The sequence below is a fragment of the Nitrospirillum guanabarense genome (genome assembly GCF_034653355.1).
GTDB lineage: Bacteria > Pseudomonadota > Alphaproteobacteria > Azospirillales > Azospirillaceae > Nitrospirillum.
This window is the reverse complement of record NZ_JAYEER010000004.1, coordinates 1,656,787-1,673,425: the sequence shown is the minus strand read 5'-3', so window position 1 is coordinate 1,673,425 and position 16,639 is coordinate 1,656,787. Positions and strand designations below refer to the sequence as shown.

Here is a 16,639-nt window from a genome sequence, read left to right as displayed (position 1 = left end):
CCCCCACACCATTCATGGAGCCAGGCGAGTCGCGAGGTATGGCGATCGACGACGCCCGGTTTGCCCGCCTTTTGGCGCCGCTGGGCCCGTTTGAGACCGCCCCCACCCTGGCCGTCGGCGTCTCCGGCGGCCGCGACAGTTTGGCGCTGACCCTGCTGGCCGACCGCTGGGCGCGCGCCCGTGGCGGCCGGGTCGAGGCCCTGACCGTCGATCACGCCCTGCGGCCGGAGTCGGCGGCGGAGGCGGCGCGGGTCGGCCGCTGGCTGGCCGATCGCGGCATTTTCCACACCATCCTCACCTGGGGGGGCGCCAAGCCCGCGACCGGCCTGCAGGCGGCGGCGCGCCAGGCGCGCTACGACCTGCTGACCGCCGCCTGCCGGGCACGCGGCATCCTGCACCTGTGCCTGGCCCACCACCGGGAAGACCAGGCCGAGACCGTGGCCCTGCGCCAGGCCGGTGGCAGCGGGGTGGAGGGCCTGGCCGGGATGGCCGCCGCCCGCGCCCTGGCCGATGTGCGCCTGCTGCGCCCCCTGCTGACCGTCAGCCGCGCCGACCTTGGCGCGACCTGCCGGGCTTTCGGCCAGCCCTGGATCGACGACCCTTCCAACCTCATGGAGCGCTATGCCCGGGGCCGGCTGCGGCGCCAGGGCGTGCCGTTGGGCGATCTGCTGGCCCAGGCGGCGCAGGCCGGCCGCGCGCGAGCGGCGCTGGAGTTCGGCCTGGCCGATGCCGTGGCCCGCCATGTGCTGCTGGCGCCCGAAGGCTATGCCGTCGTGGATGCGGACGCCCTGTGGACGCTGCCCAGGCCCGTGGCCTTGCGCCTGCTGGCCGGCCTGGCGGCGGCCGTGGGCGGGCAGCCCTATCTGCCGCCGACGCAGGGGGCGGAGCGTCTGCTGGCGGCTTTGCCCGGCTTGTGGGCACCCGAGGCTGGCGCCTTGGCGCTGACCCTGGCCGGCGCCCAGGCGCGGCGGCTGGCGGGTGCGGGGGACGGCCGCCGCCTGTTGTTGTTGCGTCAGGCGGGACGCATGGCGCCACCGGTGCCGCTGACCCCGGCGGGGGGGCGCTGGGACGGACGTTTCCAGGCGGGCGCCCATGCCGCAGATGACCTGACCATGGGCGCCCTGGGGGTCACCGACGCCCGCCGGCTGGCGACCCTGGAACTGCCGGCGCTCACCCGGATTCCCAAGGCGGTGTGGCCCACCCTGCCGGCCCTGTGGCGGGGCGCGACCTTGCTGGCGGTGCCACATCTCGGCTGGGGCGTGGGGCCGCTTTCGGCATCTGGGAACACCACGGCGGGGGTGGGCGCCTTGCCCCGTCTGGCGTTCCACCCGCTGTCGCCCCTGGCGCCTCCCCCGTTTTTGCCGCCTACGGAAGGTGGTCTAGACGTGATGGCAGTTGTCTCTGACGCCCGCGTCATTATCTAATGGAAACGGTCCCGGTGGATCTCCGTGTGAGATGTGCGAAATCCGCCGGGTGGGCTGCGACCCCCGCCATTGAAACCGGCCATGCGGGCCGGGTGGCAGGGCGCGGTTGGTCGAGGAAAGGCTGAGAGACGTGAACAACTTCGGTAAAAATTTGGCGCTGTGGGCTTTTATCGGCGTCCTGCTGTTCGTTCTGTTCAACCTTTTCCAGACTTCCACCAACCGGACGACGCAGGCCAGCATCCCCTTCAGCGAACTGCTGGAAGAGGTTGATCGCGGCACCGTCGCCGACGTGACGATCAAGGGGCCGCAGGTCACCGGCCATTACCGCGACAACCGTACCTTCTCGACCTACGTGCCCCCGGAAAGCAACCTGGTGACCCGTCTGGCCGACAAGAACGTGAAGATCACCGCGGTGCCGGACGACAGCGGCAACCCGACGCTGTTCAGCATCATCATCTCCTGGCTGCCCATGCTGGTCTTGATCGGCGTGTGGATCTTCTTCATGCGCCAGATGCAGTCCGGCGGCGGCAAGGCCATGGGCTTCGGCAAGAGCCGCGCCCGTCTGCTGACCGAGAAGGTGGGCCGCGTCACCTTCGACGACGTGGCCGGCATCGACGAGGCCAAGCAGGAACTGGAAGAGATCGTGGAGTTCCTGAAGGACCCGCAGAAGTTCCAGCGGCTGGGCGGCAAGATTCCGAAGGGCGTGCTGCTGGTGGGCCCGCCGGGCACCGGCAAGACGCTGACGGCCCGCGCCGTCGCGGGTGAGGCCAACGTGCCCTTCTTCACCATCTCCGGCTCCGACTTCGTGGAAATGTTCGTCGGCGTGGGCGCGTCCCGTGTGCGCGACATGTTCGAACAGGGCAAGAAGAACGCCCCCTGCATCATCTTCATCGACGAGATCGACGCCGTCGGCCGCCACCGTGGCGCCGGCCTGGGCGGCGGCAACGACGAGCGTGAGCAAACCCTGAACCAACTACTGGTCGAGATGGATGGCTTCGAGGCGAACGAGGGCGTCATCCTCATCGCCGCCACCAACCGCCCCGACGTGCTGGACCCGGCCCTGCTACGCCCCGGCCGCTTCGACCGCCAGGTGGTGGTGCCCAACCCCGACGTGCAGGGCCGTGAGAAGATCCTGAAGGTCCACATGCGCAAGGTGCCGCTGGCCCCCGACGTGGACGCCCGTACCATCGCCCGTGGCACCCCCGGCTTCTCCGGCGCCGACCTGTCCAACCTGGTGAACGAGGCGGCCCTGCTGGCCGCGCGCGCCGGCCGCCGCGTGGTGGGCATGGGTGAGTTCGAGGCCGCCAAGGACAAGGTCATGATGGGCGCGGAGCGCCGGTCCATGGTCATGACCGACCGGGAAAAGAAGCTGACCGCCTATCACGAGGCCGGTCACGCCCTGGTGGGCCTGTTCATGCCGGAAAGCGACCCGCTGCATAAGGTCACCATCGTGCCGCGCGGCCGCGCCCTGGGCGTGACCATGAGCCTGCCTGAGCGGGACAAGTACGCCTATTCCAAGATCGAGCTGGAATCCAAGCTGGCCATGATGTTCGGCGGCCGCGTGGCGGAAGAGCTGATCTTCGGGGCGGAGCAGGTGACGACCGGCGCCGGCAACGACATCCAGCAGGCCACCAACATGGCCCGCCGCATGGTGACGGAGTTCGGCATGAGCGCGCGGCTGGGCCGGGTGCGCTACAACGCCAATGAGCAGGAAGTGTTCCTGGGCCATTCCGTGACCCAGCAGCAGAACATCTCCGAGGCCACCTCCCAGCTGATCGATGAGGAAATCCGCCGCATCATCGAGGAGGCCGAGGGCCATGCCCGTCGCATCCTGACGGAGCACATGGACGACCTGCACAACGTTTCCAACGCCCTGCTGGAATACGAGACGCTGTCGGGTGACGAGGTCCGGGCCCTGCTCCGGGGCGAGAGCATCGTGCGTCCCGAATCGACGGAGCCGCCCAAGGTGCCGCCGCGCGGCGTTGGCCGCCGTACATCGGTGCCGACCACTGGTGGCGCCACCAGCGCGGAGCCCGGTCCTTTCTCGCCGGAGCCGCAGCCCGGAACCTGATCCAGGCCTGAATCCTTCGCCAGACCCCCGGTCGCCCCCAGGCGCCGGGGGTTTTGCTTTCCGGAGGCGACCCGCCGTGGGGCAGGGCTGCCGCCAGGGTGGGTGACGGGGACGCGAGCAGGGGACTAGGATCGCTCATTTCCGCGAGACCGCACGCGATTGCCCCATGCACTCCCATCCTTCCCATTTGCCCACCGGTCCCATCGCTTCGCGCGATCTGTACCTGACGCCCGTGAGCCTGCTGTCCGGTCCCCATGCCGCCGCCGGCCGTCCGCTGGCAGGGACGGCCCTGGCCTATACCGGGGTGGAGGTGGCGGTGCGGCGGGAGGGGCAGGTGGTACGCGGTATCCTGGATGGGCCCGGTCTTCTGGCTTGGGCGGAAGGTATGGGGCTGGTGGCGGAGGTGCAGCGGCGCCTGGCCACCTTGTCCGCACCCCGCCCGGCCTTCGCGGGCCTTGAGCTTGCCCGCCCGCTGGTCATGGGCATCGTCAACGTCACGCCCGACAGCTTCTCCGACGGCGGCGATTTCGTCGCCGCCGATGCCGCCATCGCCCATGGCCGGGCCCTGATGGAAGCGGGCGCTGACATCTTGGACATCGGGGGGAGAGCACCCGCCCGGGGGCGACTCCGGTCTCGCCGGAGGAAGAGGTCGCGCGCGTCGTGCCCGTCATCCAGGCGCTGGCGGCGGGGGGGCGGTCATCTCCGTCGATACCCGCCATGCCCGGGTCATGGCGGCGGCGCTGGATGCCGGCGCCCGCATCATCAATGACATCAGCGCGCTGGAGGGTGATCCCGACAGCCTGGCCCTGGTGGCGGCGCGCGGCTGTCCCGTGGTGCTGATGCACATGCGGGGCGACCCCCGCACCATGCAGCTGGCGCCGCGCTACGCCGATGCCGCCCTGGATGTGATGGATTACCTGCTGGCGCGGGTGGAGGCGTGTGTCGCGGCCGGCATCCCGCGCGACCGCATCGCCGTCGATCCCGGCATCGGCTTCGGCAAGACGGCGGAGCATAATCTGGACATTCTGCGCCACACGGCGCTGTATCATGGCACCGGCTGCGCCCTGCTGGTGGGCCTCTCGCGCAAGCAATTCCTGGCCGCCCTGTCGCGGGGGGAAGCGCCGAAGGACCGGATGGCCGGATCGCTGGCCGGCGGTCTTGCCTGCCTGGACCGGGGCGCGCATATCCTGCGGGTGCACGATGTGGCGGAGACGGTGCAGGCGCGGGCCCTGTGGCAGGCGCTGCATGGCCACAATGTTTAGACTTTTGACGGCGGCGTGAAAGACGATGGCGCGTAAACTCTTTGGTACCGACGGCATCCGGGGCACGGCCAACACCGAGCCCATGACGGCGGAGACGGCCCTGAAGGTGGCCATGGCGGCCGCCCTGCAGTTCCGCCGCGGCAACCACCGCCACCTGGTGGTCATCGGCAAGGACACTCGCCTGTCGGGCTATATGCTGGAACCGGCGCTGGTGGCCGGCTTCGTCTCCATGGGCATGGACGTGACGCTGGTGGGCCCCATGCCCACGCCGGCGGTGGCCATGCTGACGCGGTCGCTGCGCGCCGACATGGGCGTCATGATCTCCGCCTCCCACAATCCTTATTACGACAACGGCATCAAGCTGTTCGGCCCGGATGGCTACAAGCTGTCCGACGAGGTGGAGGCCGCCATCGAGGCGCGTATGGTGGAAGGCTTCGCCGGGGATCTGGCCGGTGCCAAGGACCTGGGTCGCGCCCAGCGCCTGGACGACGCCATCGGCCGCTATATCGAGCAGGCGAAGGCCACTTTTCCGCGCGGCCTGCGCCTGGACGGACTGAAGATCGTGGTCGATTGCGCCAACGGCGCCGCCTACAAGGTGGCGCCCAAGGTGCTGTGGGAACTGGGGGCCGAGGTCATCCCGGTGGCCGTGGCGCCGGACGGCTTCAACATCAACAAGGACTGCGGCGCCACGGCGCCCAAGGCCATGCGCGACGCCGTGGTGGCCCATGGCGCCCATCTGGGCATCGCCTTGGATGGCGACGCCGACCGCCTGATCCTGGCGGATGAGACGGGCGCGCAGATCGACGGCGACCAGGTCATGGCCCTGATCGGCTGCGCCAGCGCCGATGCCGGCACCCTGCGCGGCGGCGGCGTGGTGGCCACCGTCATGTCCAACCTGGGCCTGGAACTGCACCTGAAGGGCCGGGGCCTGAGCTTGGCCCGTACGCCGGTGGGGGACCGCTACGTCGTGGAGCACATGCGCGAGCATGGCTTCAATATCGGTGGCGAACAATCCGGCCATATCGTCCTGTCCGACCACGGCACCACGGGCGATGGCCTGGTGGCGGCCTTGCAGGTGCTGGCCGTCATCCAGCAGTCGGGCAAGCCGGCGTCGGACGTGCTGCGGGTCTTCCAGGCGCTGCCCCAGGTGCTGAAGAACGTGCGCTTCGAACCGGCGGGCGGGTCCACGCCCCTGGCCGCATCCAGGGTGCAGGATGCGATCCGCGCGGGCGAGGCACGGCTGGGCGCCACCGGTCGGGTGCTGATCCGCAAGTCGGGCACCGAGCCGCTGATTCGTGTCATGGCTGAGGGCGATGACCAGGGCCTGGTGACCGCGGTGGTGGACGACATCGTCGCCGCCATCAGGGACGTCGCCCCTGCGCCGGCCTCCAAGGTCGCGGAATAAGCCCATGCGCGGCCGCGTCCTGATCGTCGCCGGATCCGACAGCGGTGGCGGCGCCGGCATCCAGGCGGACATCAAGGCGGTGACGGCGCTGGACGGCTACGCCATGACGGCGGTGACGGCCCTGACGGCGCAAGACACCCATGGCGTCCAGGCGGTCATGTCCGTCCCGCCGGACTTCATCGCCCTGCAGATGCGCTTGTGCCTGGCCGACATCGGCGTCGACGCGGTCAAGACCGGCATGCTGGCCTCCGCCGAGGTGATCGAGACGGTGGCCGAGGTGCTGAGCGAGGTGGGCGTGCCCGCCCTGGTGGTCGACCCGGTCATGGCGGCCAAGGGCGGTCAGCGCCTGCTGGAGGATCGCGCCCTGTCGGTGGCCATCGAGCATCTGCTGCCCATCACCACGCTGCTGACCCCCAACACGGTGGAGGCCGCCGCCCTGACGGGCCTGCCTCTTGAAAGTTTCGAGGGGGACAGCCTGGACGGCATGCGCCGCGCGGCCGACCGCCTGTTGGATTTCGGCGCCCGCGCCGTGCTGGTCAAGGGCGGGCATCGCGCCGGCCCGGTGGTGACCGATCTGCTCGTGACCCGGGGCGGGGAACACAGCTACAGCGCTCCCCGTGTCGATAGCGTGCACACCCATGGCACCGGCTGCACCCTGGCGTCGGCCATCGCCTGCGGTCTGGCCCAGGGCCTGGATGCACCCGGCGCGGTGGCCCGGGCGCACGCCTATGTGCAGGAGGCCATCCGCACCGCCCCCGGCTTCGGCAGGGGCCACGGCCCGCTGAACCACACGCATACGGTCAGGCCGTTTCCCTAGACAAAACTCTCCCCCATGGCGGCGGGTTCGGCGAGCAGGCCCGCCAGGGTGCGCAGCCCCTGTTCCAGCACATCCACCCGCTCCACCCCGCCGATGCAGACGCGCACGGCGTGGGGCGTGTCCCCCGGGCCACGGCGAAGGCGTCGGCCGGCGTGACGCGCACACCCCGGCTCAGCAGCGCGCGGGCGAAATCCTCGCGCCGCCAGGGTTCGGGCAGGGGCAGCCACAGATGCGGGCAGGCGGGGTCGGAGGCGGCACCGGGCAGCAGGCGGCGGGCCTGGGCCTGGCGCTCCGCCACCAGGGCGCGGCGCTGGCTGGCGCTCTCCAGGGCCGCGCCGGACAGGATGAACTCCGCCGCCAGTTCGGCACCCAAAGGGTTGACACCCAGCAGCGTGGCGCGCAGCAGGGTGCGCACCCGGTCCATCAGCGGCGGTGGGCACAGCAGGAAGCCGGTGCGCAGGCCCGGCATCAGGTTCTTCGACAGGCTGGTCAGGAACAGCACCCGCTCCGGTTCCAGCGCCGCCAGGGGCGGGGGGCCTGGATCGTCCGCCAGGAAACCATAGACATCGTCCTCCACCACCAGGATACCCGCCCGTCGGCAGGCCGCCATGACCGCCTGGCGGCGCTCGAGCCCCTGCGTCACCGTCGTGGGGTTGTGCAGCCGGGGCATGCAGTACAGGGCATGGGCGCCATGGGCGCGCGCCGCCTGCTCCAGCGCGTCGGGCACCAGGCCCTCGCCATCCATGGCCACCGGCACCAGCCGCAGGTCCAGCAGCCCCGCCAGCGGCTTCACCGCCGGGTAGGACAACTGCTCCACCAACAGGCTGCCGCCGGGCCGGGTCACGGCGGCCAACGCCAGGTGCATGGCGTTCTGCCCGCCGGCCGTGGGCAGGACCAGGGCCGGATCGACGGCCAGGCGGGTGGTCTGGGCGATCCACGCGGCCCCCGCCTGGCGGTGGCGCGCGCTGCCGTTCACGGGCGGATAGCGCATCAGGCCCGACAAGTCGTTACGTGCCGCCAAGCCCAGCAGGGCCTGGCGCAGCCGTTCCTCATTGGTGTGCTGGGCCAGGGCGTTGACCGACAGGTCGATGATGCCGGTGTTGTCCACCGGCGCCTCCGCCGGCCGGGGGTCGCGCACGAAGGTGCCGCGTCCGACCTCCCCCCGATCAGGCCGCTGCGCTCGGCTTCCGCATAGGCGCGGGTGACGGTGCCAACGGTGACGCCCAGGCGCCAGGCGAGATCGCGGTGGGTGGGCAGCTTGGCGCCGATGGGCAGGGCGCCGCTGCCGATGTCGTCCTGCAGGGCGGCCGCGATGGCGCGGTAGCGGGGGCCCGGGCGCTGGGTGATGTCGGGCAGCCAGTGCGGCTGTTTTTCGGTCATTGTCATGGCGACAATATCGGCATTGAAGGAGGCATGTCCCTGTTTTATTCCGGAATTGTCCCCATTGTCATCCGCCTTCATGCGGCGACAATGTCATTGCCACCTGCCGGAGAAGGTTCCCGCCATGCGCCTGCCCATCTATCAGATCGATGCCTTCACCAGCGCCGTGTTCGGCGGCAACCCCGCCGCCGTGGTGCCGCTGGACGCCTGGCTGCCGGACACGGTGCTGCAGGCCATCGCCATGGAGAACAATCTGTCGGAAACCGCCTTCTTCGTGCCGCCCGGCCCGGAAGATAAGGGCGCCTGGGGCCTGCGCTGGTTCACCCCGGCGGTGGAGGTGGACTTGTGCGGCCATGCCACGCTGGCCACCGCCCATTTGATGATGAACATCCTGTATCCTGGGACGGAGCGGGTGGCGTTCCGCACCCAGAGGGCCGGCCTGCTGACCGTGGCGCGGGAGGAGGGGAAGCTGACCCTGGATTTTCCCGCCCGCCCGCCGCAAGAGCCGGAACGGGTGCACGGGGGACTGGCGGCGGCTCTGGGCGGCCCGGCCCCGACCACCATCCTGGCGGCCCGCGACTATCTGGTCGTCTACGACGATGCCGCCGCCGTTCGGGCCCTGACGCCGGACATGGCGGGCCTGATGGGCATCGACCGCTTCGCCGTGATCGTCACCGCGCCCGGGGATGAGCCGGGTGTGGACTTCGTTTCCCGCTTCTTCGCGCCGGCGAAGGGGGTGCCGGAGGATCCGGTGACGGGTTCCGCCCACTGCACCCTCATCCCCTATTGGGCGCGGCACTTGGGCACCGACCGGCTGTCGGCCCGTCAGGTGTCGCGGCGGGGCGGGGAACTGACCTGCCGGCTGGAGGGCGAGCGCGTGCGCATCGGCGGCGACGCGGTGCTGTTCCTGGAAGGGCACATCCACGTCTGACGACTGCGGCGCTGTTCCCCGCACGCCGTTTCCCACTTGGCGCGCCACCGGTCTATGCCGTTCAGCCGATTGATCACGCACCTCCCTTTTGAGGAGGATGCCGAACGCTTTGGAGTCGGAAGGGGTATGGCGATGGTTGGTCTGCCCCCAACCAGCGGTTTGACCCTTCCGCTCCAGGTAAGCCCGACCACGGGGTGCGAAATGCCGCCGTTTTCGCTGGCATGCCAGTTACGGAAGGGGTGGTTGCGGACATAGCCGTTTACCCGGCCCCGTGGATGCGGGATGATACGCGACGCATTCATAAACTCAGGCGTTTAAGCTGTATTAATCATACGGCCGCGCCGAGCTATTCGTTGGAGCCAGGGTCCCGGTGGAGAGGCAACAGCAACTGGTCGGAGCGGTGAAAACCGCGTTCGAGCTGCACAGCCTGCACAATGACCAGTGGCTTCTGGTCAAGGAAGGGCCTGACCTGCGGCAGATCGAGCCGGCGGCCGCCCTGCTGGTCGACCGCAAGGAGGTCGATGGCGTGCGCATCGTTCGCCGCCGCGATTATCTGGACCACGATTTCAAGAGCCACATCACCGTGCGCAAGCGCCTGCGCCCGGGGGTGTCCGAAACCGATCCGCTGCAGATCGCCAACCCCGGCCGTGACGCCTCCTGGTGCGACAAGGCTGAGGATTTCACCGGCGACGTCCAGCGCCAGGTCATCCGCGGCCTGTTCGCCCGCTATCTGGATGATGTCCGGGTGACACCGCTGGAGGTGCTGTATTACGAGGCGGCGGCCCGGGCGCTGGACAACGCCGGCACCCTGGTCCAGGGCGCGCTGCAGCGCCTGGCCAGCCAGCAGGTGCGTGGCAGCCAGCAGAGCGCCGTGTCGCGCATGAAGGAACTGATGGCCATGGTGGACGACGGCCTCAGCCGTCTGCAAGCCAAGGCCAAGGGCAATCCCGTGCCGCCGCTGGCGCCAGGCGGCCTGAAGGCGTTGTCGGACAAGCTGGCCGCCGGCGGGGCCGACCCCATCCCCGGCCTCTACCGCGCCACCGCCGCCTACCTGGCCGGCTGCAAGACCTGGATGGAAAAGCTGGACCGGCTGTTCCGCCTGTTCAGCCCCGAGCTGACGGTGCGCGAGATGCGCATCATCGACAGCATCGCCGCCGAGATCATGGGTTCCTCCCTGGCCCTGCGTGAGCTGGTGGGGAAGGAGGCCGACCGCATCGAGCTAGTGCTGAACGCCATCAACCTCTACGTCGGCAAGCTGGGCAAGGTGCAGATGGACGACGCCGGCAGCCATTTGCCGGGTGTCATCACCCTGTCGGAACTGCTGGCCCAGGGCGTCCTGCCCCGCACGCTGGCGGAACTGCGCCTGGGCCTGCTGCGCCACCTGCATGCCCGCCTGCCCTTCCATGGCGAGCGCAACATCCAGGATGAGCTGCGCGCCCTGGTGCGCATCCAGGACCACCTGAAGGTCACGGCGCCCAACCTGGTGAATGACGAGGAAATCCAGGAAGCCATCGCGCTGCGCGCCGACAAGCTGATCCAGCCGGAAGGCATGTCGGACGTGATGGCCCTGGCCCGCGGCACTTATTCCAAGATCAACCTGATCCTGAGCCTGGTGAACATGGCGCCGGGCCGCCAGGCCAAGGCCAAGTTGGCGCCCTATCTGCGCTCCCTCATCGTGCCGGACGACATCGTCTGGGACATGGGCTGCCAGAATCGGCGCATGGACATCATCCAGCCGCTGAGCGAGCTGTTCGACCGCATCCAGAACGCCGGCCTGCCCGACGGTCCCAAGCGTGAGATGCTGGACATCCTGGACAGCGCCCTGTTCGAGACGGTGCGGACGGAGATCGTCGGCAACCAGGCCATGGGCTTCGCCGACCGCATGCTGGCCCTGATCAACACCTGCGGCGGGCTGCCCGAGGGCAGGGCCCGCACCTTCGCCAGCGAGACGCTGACCACGGCCTTGCGCCGTCCGGAGTTCATCCTGAACTACCTGGAGCGATTCGAGAGCGCGACGGAGCGGCGGGACAACTATTTCAAGCTGTGTGAGAATTTGGCCGCGAGCCGTTTGGTTCCCCCGGCCCTGATCCCCCACGCGGCGGCCTGATTTCTTATCCCTCAATCTCCGGTGGTCGCCATCGCGTCCCACGGCGGCCTGAGCGCAGCTCATGCCGGTGATGGATCGGCGCACTGTCCGAAAGGATGTTTCGTGACGCGTTCTGGCATGGCAGCAATGTGTCGCCGCCATGTCGTCATGATTGACGTTCTTGCCCGGCGCCCATAAGGTCCGCGGCGGGACACGCCTCCCCAACGAGGCGCAACTATTCTGCAAGGAATAGCATCATGACCGTACCGCCGAAGCCCGAGAGCCGGCCGTCGAATCCGAATTTCTCCTCTGGTCCTTGCGCCAAGCGTCCGGGTTGGACGCTGGAAGCCTTGAAGGGCGCCCTGGTGGGGCGCTCGCACCGGTCCAAGCCCGGCAAGGCCAAGCTGCAGGAGGTCATTGACCGCAGCCGCGCCCTGCTGAACATCCCGGCCGACTACCGCATCGGTATCGTCCCGGCCTCCGACACCGGCGCCGTGGAAATGGCCCTGTGGTCCCTGCTGGGCGCCCGTGGCGTCGACATGGTCGCCTGGGAAAGCTTCGGCAAGGATTGGGTGACCGACGTCGTGAAGCAGCTAAAGCTGGCCGACGCGCGCACCTTCACCGCCGGCTACGGCAAGCTGCCCGACCTGGCGCAGGTCGATTTCAAGAACGACGTGGTCTTCACCTGGAACGGCACCACTTCCGGCGTGCGCGTGCCGGACGGTGAGTGGATCGCCGCCGACCGCGAAGGCCTGGCCATCTGCGACGCGACCTCCGCCGCGTTCGCCATGGACCTGCCCTGGGACAAGCTGGATGTGGTCACCTGGTCCTGGCAGAAGGTGCTGGGTGGCGAGGCCGCGCACGGCATGCTGGTGCTGAGCCCCCGCGCCGTCGCCCGCCTGGAAAGCTACAAGCCGGCCTGGCCGCTGCCCAAAATCTTCCGCATGACCAAGGACGGCAAGATCGTCGAAGGCATCTTCAAGGGCGAGACCATCAACACCCCATCCATGCTGGCGGTGGAAGATGCCCTGGACGGCCTGCGCTGGGCCGAGTCCGTGGGTGGCCTGAAGGGCTTGATCGAACGGTCCGAAAGCAACCTGGCGGCCGTGGCCGACTGGGTCGCCGCCGGCACCACCGCGGCCTTCCTGGCCGAGGTGCCCGCCACCCGCTCCTGCACCTCCATCTGCCTGAAGTTCGCCGACCCGAAACTGGCGACCCAGACGGCGGAAGTGCAGGCCGAGGTGGCGAAGAAGGTCGCCGCCCTGCTGGAAAAGGAAGGCGTGGCGCTGGACGCCGGCGCCTACCGCGACGCCCCCCGGGCCTGCGCATTTGGGGCGGCGCCACGGTGGAGCGGTCGGACATCCAGGCCCTGCTGCCCTGGATCGACTGGGCCTACGCCACGGTCGCGGCCGAGCTGATCGCCTGAGCCGCCTCAGCGTCTTACACGCCTATTCCTGACATACGGCCAGGCGCCGCCCCACAGCTGGACTTTTTCCAGCGGCGGCGCCGGCCCATCCTCTAGAAGGATCGCAGAGCCATGCCCAAGGTTCTCATTTCGGACAGCCTGAGCCCCCGCGCCGTCGAGATTTTCAAGGAGCGCGGCGTCGAGGTCGACGTCATCACCGGCCTGAAGCCGGATGAGCTGAAGGCCATCATCGGCAAGTATGATGGCCTGGCCATCCGCTCGTCGACCAAGGTCACCAAGGAAGTCCTGGCCGTCGCCACCAACCTGAAGGTGGTCGGCCGCGCCGGCATCGGTGTCGACAATGTGGACGTGCCCGCCGCGACCGCCAGCGGCGTGGTGGTCATGAACACCCCGTTCGGCAATTCCATCACCACGGCCGAACACGCCATCGCCATGATGTTCGCGCTGGCCCGTGAGATCCCGGCCGCCAACACTTCCACCCATGCCGGCAAGTGGGAAAAGAACCGCTTCATGGGCGTCGAGCTGTACGGCAAGACCCTGGGCGTCATCGGCTGCGGCAACATCGGCTCCATCGTCGCCGACCGGGCCGTGGGGCTGAAGATGCGCGTCGTCGCCTTCGACCCCTTCCTGTCGGCCGAGCGCGCCCAGGATCTGGGCGTGGAGAAGGTGGAACTGGACGAGCTGCTGCGCCGCGCCGACTTCATCACCCTGCACACGCCGCTGACCGACGCCACCCGCAACGTCCTGGACGCCAAGGCCCTGGCCAAGACCAAGCCGGGCGTGCGCATCATCAACTGCGCCCGCGGCGGCCTGATCGTCGAGGCCGACCTGAAGGCGGCGCTGGACAGCGGCCATGTCGCCGGTGCCGCGCTGGACGTGTTCGCGGAAGAGCCGGCCAAGGAAAGCATCCTGTTCGGCAATGAGAAGATCATCTGCACGCCGCACCTGGGCGCCTCCACCACAGAGGCGCAGGAGAACGTCGCCCTGCAGGTGGCCGAGCAGATGTCCGACTTCCTGGTCACCGGCGCCGTGGTCAACGCGCTGAACATGCCCTCGGTCTCGGCCGAGGACGCGCCCAAGCTGAAGCCCTACATGAAGCTGGCCGAGCAGCTGGGCGGCTTCGCCGGCCAGATCACCGAGACCGGCCTGAAGTCGGTGACGGTGGAGTATGAGGGCCAGGTCGCGGACCTGAACACCCGTCCGCTGACCGCCATCGTCCTCATGGGCCTGCTGTCGCCCCTGCTGGCCTCGGTCAACATGGTCAACGCCCCCGTCATCGCCCGCGAGCGGGATATCAAGGTGGCGGAGACCAAGCGCGATGACGCCGCCGACTACCAGACCCTGATCCGCGTGGTGGTGCAGACCGAGCGGGCCACCCGCACCGTGGCCGGCACCCTGTTCGGCGGCGAGAAGCCCCGCATCGTGCAGATCGAGGAGGTGCCGATCGAGGCGGAGCTGAGCGAGCACATGCTGTTCATCCGCAACGAGGACAAGCCCGGCTTCATCGGCAAGCTGGGCACCACCCTGGGCGATGCCGGCGTGAACATCGCCACCTTCCACCTGGGCCGCACCGAGGCGGGGGCCAACGCCATCGCCCTGGTGTCGGTCGACCAGGAGGTGAAGGACGGGCTGTTGGAACGTATCCAGGGCCTGCCCAGCGTGGTTCGCGCCAAAGCCCTGCGCTTCTGAACCTGACGTTACATTTTCGTGGTGAGCGAAGCCGCCCCGGGACCAGCCTGGGGCGGCTTTTCTAATGCTTCACCGCTGCGCGCCGATATCATTTCGAAAACGAACCAAATAAATCCAGCCATATACGCAAGAGCCGATTTTGTGCGTCACGACCCCTGTTCTTCTGTGGTATTAGAAAGCACCGGGTTGGCCGTCCCGGCAGGGGACACCCGGCCACCATTCCGGCCCACCATCCAGCGACACCCAATCAACCTCAGGTGCCATCGATGAGCTCCACGCCCACCAGTCTGTCGAAGACCGAGTTGTCCTCCGCCCTCCAGGAAATCAGCCGGGAACTGGAAGGCCTGCGCGCCGAGATCGAAAAGGTGGGCACCGTCGCCCAGCAGATTGACGCCATCGCCAAGCAGACCAACCTGCTGGCCCTGAACGCCACCATTGAAGCCGCCCGCGCGGGCGAGGCCGGCAAGGGCTTCGCGGTCGTCGCCGGCGAAGTGAAGAACCTGTCGGGCCAGACCGCCGCCGCCACCGCGGAAATCTCCGCCGTGCTGCAGAGCCTGACCAAGCGCACCCAGCACTTGGGCCAACTGGTCGAGCGGGCGATCACCTCCGCCTGATAAGGTTGGCGGGCGCCTCTTCAAGAGTCGCCTCTGTATTCGTGGCCCGCGCGGGGGAGGCACCTCAGGCGCGGGCCTGTTTCTTTGTGCCCCGACACACGCTTTTTCGAGCGTGCCCCTTTTTGGGGACAGCTATGAGGACAACGAACAATTTCGGATAAGGGAACTCTTTCCGATTTTCCCTCGTTTCCATCTTCGCCGTTTTGTGACTTATTCTTACGGGGTAGGGGCGGCGGGCGGTCGCCTGGAAAAGCCCACCCATAAGGGTAGGGAGCCGAATGCCGCTCAATGCGCAAGACCGGGCCGTGGAACCCGCCCCGGACCAGATGGCGTAGGGAGAGCACGTGCTGTTCGCGGAAGGATCCCAGGCTGCCGGCCACCTTGCCCAACGGGCGATGGAGCGCATGCGCGCCGAGGCGGTGGCGCCGCATCCGCACAACTTCACCGTCTGGTACGCCTATTACAGCGGCCGCTATCCCGACCTGACCCGGGCGGTGGACATCATCGCCAGCAACGGCCTGCCGTTTTCCGAGGCGCGCTGCGCCGACCTCTATCACAAGTTCTTCGCCGCCGATGACGAGATTCAGGCCATCCAGGAGATCGGCGTCAAGTTGACGGAGGCCCTGGCCGGCGTCACTGGCGCCGTGGCCTCGGCCGGCAACGACGTGGGCAATTTCGGTGCGGCGCTCAAGGTGTTCCAGGGTCAGGTCGACCTGTCGGATACCCTGGACCAGTTGCGCGGCGTCATCCGAGCCATGACGGAACAGGCCCAGCGCGTGGCCGTGCGCAACCAGTTCCTGCAGACCCAGTTGAGCGACAGCGCGCAGCAGCTGGAAACCATGCGTCGCGATCTGGACACGGTGCGGCGCGAGGCCATGACGGACGCGCTGACCGACTTGGCCAACCGCAAGCAGTTCGATCAGGCCCTGCGTGAGGCCGCCGCCACCGCGATGGAAGATGGCCGGCCTTTGTGCCTGCTGATGATCGACATCGATTTCTTTAAGAAATTCAATGACAACCACGGCCATGTCGTGGGCGACCAGGTCCTGAAGCTGGTGGGACGCACCCTGAAGGACTCGGTGCGCGGCCGCGATACCGCCGCCCGTTTCGGCGGTGAGGAATTCGCCATCATCATGCCGGAAAGCTCGTTGGACGAGGCGCTGGCTTTCGCCGAGAAGACGCGGGCCACCATCGCCAACCGCCGCATCGTCAAGCGCACCTCGGGCGCCGCCATCGGCAACATCACCCTGTCGGTGGGGGTGGCGCTATATGAGCCCGGCGAGTTGCTAGGCCGTTTCGTCCAGCGGGCGGACGAGGCGCTGTATGTGGCTAAGCACGAAGGTCGCAACCAGGTTCGCGCCCATGTGGAAACCGAAGCGGCTTTTGTTTGAGTCCCCCAAACGGCGGGCGCGGGCATCCGCCCGCTTGCCTCATCCTCGATTTCCAGTCCGCTGACGCTTCCCGGAAATCTGCGGCCGCCGCAGTCGCGACCTAGTTTTTACAAGCCAATGGGGAGGGTGAAGATGCCTTCAGC

11 protein-coding genes and 3 pseudogenes are annotated in these 16,639 nt (G+C 68.5%); 12 read left to right on the top strand and 2 right to left on the bottom strand.

Translation table 11 applies throughout. The features are described from left to right. The first annotated feature begins 38 nt into the window (after positions 1-38). The 6 genes and pseudogenes from tilS (at position 39) to thiD (ending at position 6,979) form a co-directional block, all read left to right on the top strand. Positions 39-1,424 carry a tRNA lysidine(34) synthetase TilS gene (gene tilS, locus UAA55_RS25720; RefSeq protein WP_322956344.1) on the top strand — a complete coding sequence of 462 codons (1,386 nt, stop codon included), beginning with the start codon at positions 39-41 and terminating at the stop codon, positions 1,422-1,424. 130 nt (positions 1,425-1,554) lie between these two features. Continuing rightward, a complete protein-coding gene (gene ftsH, locus UAA55_RS25715; RefSeq protein ID WP_322956343.1) occupies positions 1,555-3,495 on the top strand; it encodes an ATP-dependent zinc metalloprotease FtsH in 1,941 nt (646 codons plus the stop codon). Between the two features lie 166 nt (positions 3,496-3,661). Further along, positions 3,662-4,335 (top strand): annotated as a pseudogene (locus tag UAA55_RS31405) (dihydropteroate synthase). After that, on the top strand, positions 4,224-4,757 hold the full coding sequence (folP, locus tag UAA55_RS25705; protein WP_322956342.1) for a dihydropteroate synthase: 534 nt from the start codon (positions 4,224-4,226) through the stop codon (positions 4,755-4,757). The pseudogene UAA55_RS31405 and the gene folP overlap by 112 nt, the downstream one beginning before the upstream one ends. A 25-nt stretch (positions 4,758-4,782) precedes the next feature. After that, entirely contained in the window at positions 4,783-6,162 is a 1,380-nt protein-coding gene (glmM, locus tag UAA55_RS25700; protein WP_322956341.1) for a phosphoglucosamine mutase, read from the top strand. Between the two features lie 4 nt (positions 6,163-6,166). Then, positions 6,167-6,979, top strand: coding sequence for a bifunctional hydroxymethylpyrimidine kinase/phosphomethylpyrimidine kinase (gene thiD, locus UAA55_RS25695; protein WP_322956340.1), 813 nt, complete (start codon positions 6,167-6,169; stop codon positions 6,977-6,979). Here the strand turns inward: thiD and UAA55_RS25690 are convergent. Together UAA55_RS25690 and UAA55_RS31400 are read right to left on the bottom strand one after the other, a co-directional pair. Beyond that, positions 6,963-8,117: an aminotransferase-like domain-containing protein gene (locus UAA55_RS25690; protein WP_322956339.1), complete on the bottom strand. Its 1,155-nt coding sequence runs from the start codon at positions 8,115-8,117 to the stop codon at positions 6,963-6,965. The two genes, thiD and UAA55_RS25690, sit on opposite strands and share 17 nt — an antisense overlap. 38 nt (positions 8,118-8,155) lie before the next feature. Continuing rightward, positions 8,156-8,359: pseudogene (locus UAA55_RS31400) on the bottom strand (GntR family transcriptional regulator); the annotation flags it as partial. Between the two features lie 124 nt (positions 8,360-8,483). Between UAA55_RS31400 and UAA55_RS25685 the strand changes: the two are divergent. The 6 genes and pseudogenes from UAA55_RS25685 (at position 8,484) to UAA55_RS25660 (ending at position 16,496) form a co-directional block, all read left to right on the top strand. After that, on the top strand, positions 8,484-9,290 hold the full coding sequence (locus UAA55_RS25685; RefSeq protein WP_322956338.1) for a PhzF family phenazine biosynthesis protein: 807 nt from the start codon (positions 8,484-8,486) through the stop codon (positions 9,288-9,290). 400 nt (positions 9,291-9,690) lie between these two features. Next, entirely contained in the window at positions 9,691-11,397 is a 1,707-nt protein-coding gene (locus UAA55_RS25680) for a hypothetical protein (RefSeq protein ID WP_322956336.1), read from the top strand. Between the two features lie 236 nt (positions 11,398-11,633). Then, a pseudogene (locus UAA55_RS25675) lies at positions 11,634-12,802 on the top strand (phosphoserine transaminase). A 111-nt stretch (positions 12,803-12,913) separates the two neighbouring features. Beyond that, complete coding sequence (gene serA, locus UAA55_RS25670; RefSeq protein WP_322956335.1) at positions 12,914-14,491, top strand: phosphoglycerate dehydrogenase; 1,578 nt, start codon at positions 12,914-12,916, stop codon at positions 14,489-14,491. A 266-nt stretch (positions 14,492-14,757) separates the two neighbouring features. Next, a complete protein-coding gene (locus UAA55_RS25665; RefSeq protein ID WP_004273812.1) occupies positions 14,758-15,105 on the top strand; it encodes a methyl-accepting chemotaxis protein in 348 nt (115 codons plus the stop codon). A 344-nt stretch (positions 15,106-15,449) separates the two neighbouring features. After that, complete coding sequence (locus tag UAA55_RS25660; protein ID WP_322956334.1) at positions 15,450-16,496, top strand: GGDEF domain-containing protein; 1,047 nt, start codon at positions 15,450-15,452, stop codon at positions 16,494-16,496. Positions 16,497-16,639 lie beyond the last annotated feature (143 nt).

Excerpts from the sequence above, each read along its gene's own strand:
- serA (WP_322956335.1), top strand. The coding sequence starts at position 12,914 with ATGCCCAAGGTTCTCATTTCGGACAGCCTGAGCCCCCGCGCCGTCGAG.
- UAA55_RS25685 (WP_322956338.1), top strand. The coding sequence starts at position 8,484 with ATGCGCCTGCCCATCTATCAGATCGATGCCTTCACCAGCGCCGTGTTC.
- UAA55_RS25665 (WP_004273812.1), top strand. The coding sequence starts at position 14,758 with ATGAGCTCCACGCCCACCAGTCTGTCGAAGACCGAGTTGTCCTCCGCC.
- tilS (WP_322956344.1), top strand. The coding sequence starts at position 39 with ATGGCGATCGACGACGCCCGGTTTGCCCGCCTTTTGGCGCCGCTGGGC.
- thiD (WP_322956340.1), top strand. The coding sequence starts at position 6,167 with ATGCGCGGCCGCGTCCTGATCGTCGCCGGATCCGACAGCGGTGGCGGC.
- glmM (WP_322956341.1), top strand. The coding sequence starts at position 4,783 with ATGGCGCGTAAACTCTTTGGTACCGACGGCATCCGGGGCACGGCCAAC.
- folP (WP_322956342.1), top strand. The coding sequence starts at position 4,224 with ATGGCGGCGGCGCTGGATGCCGGCGCCCGCATCATCAATGACATCAGC.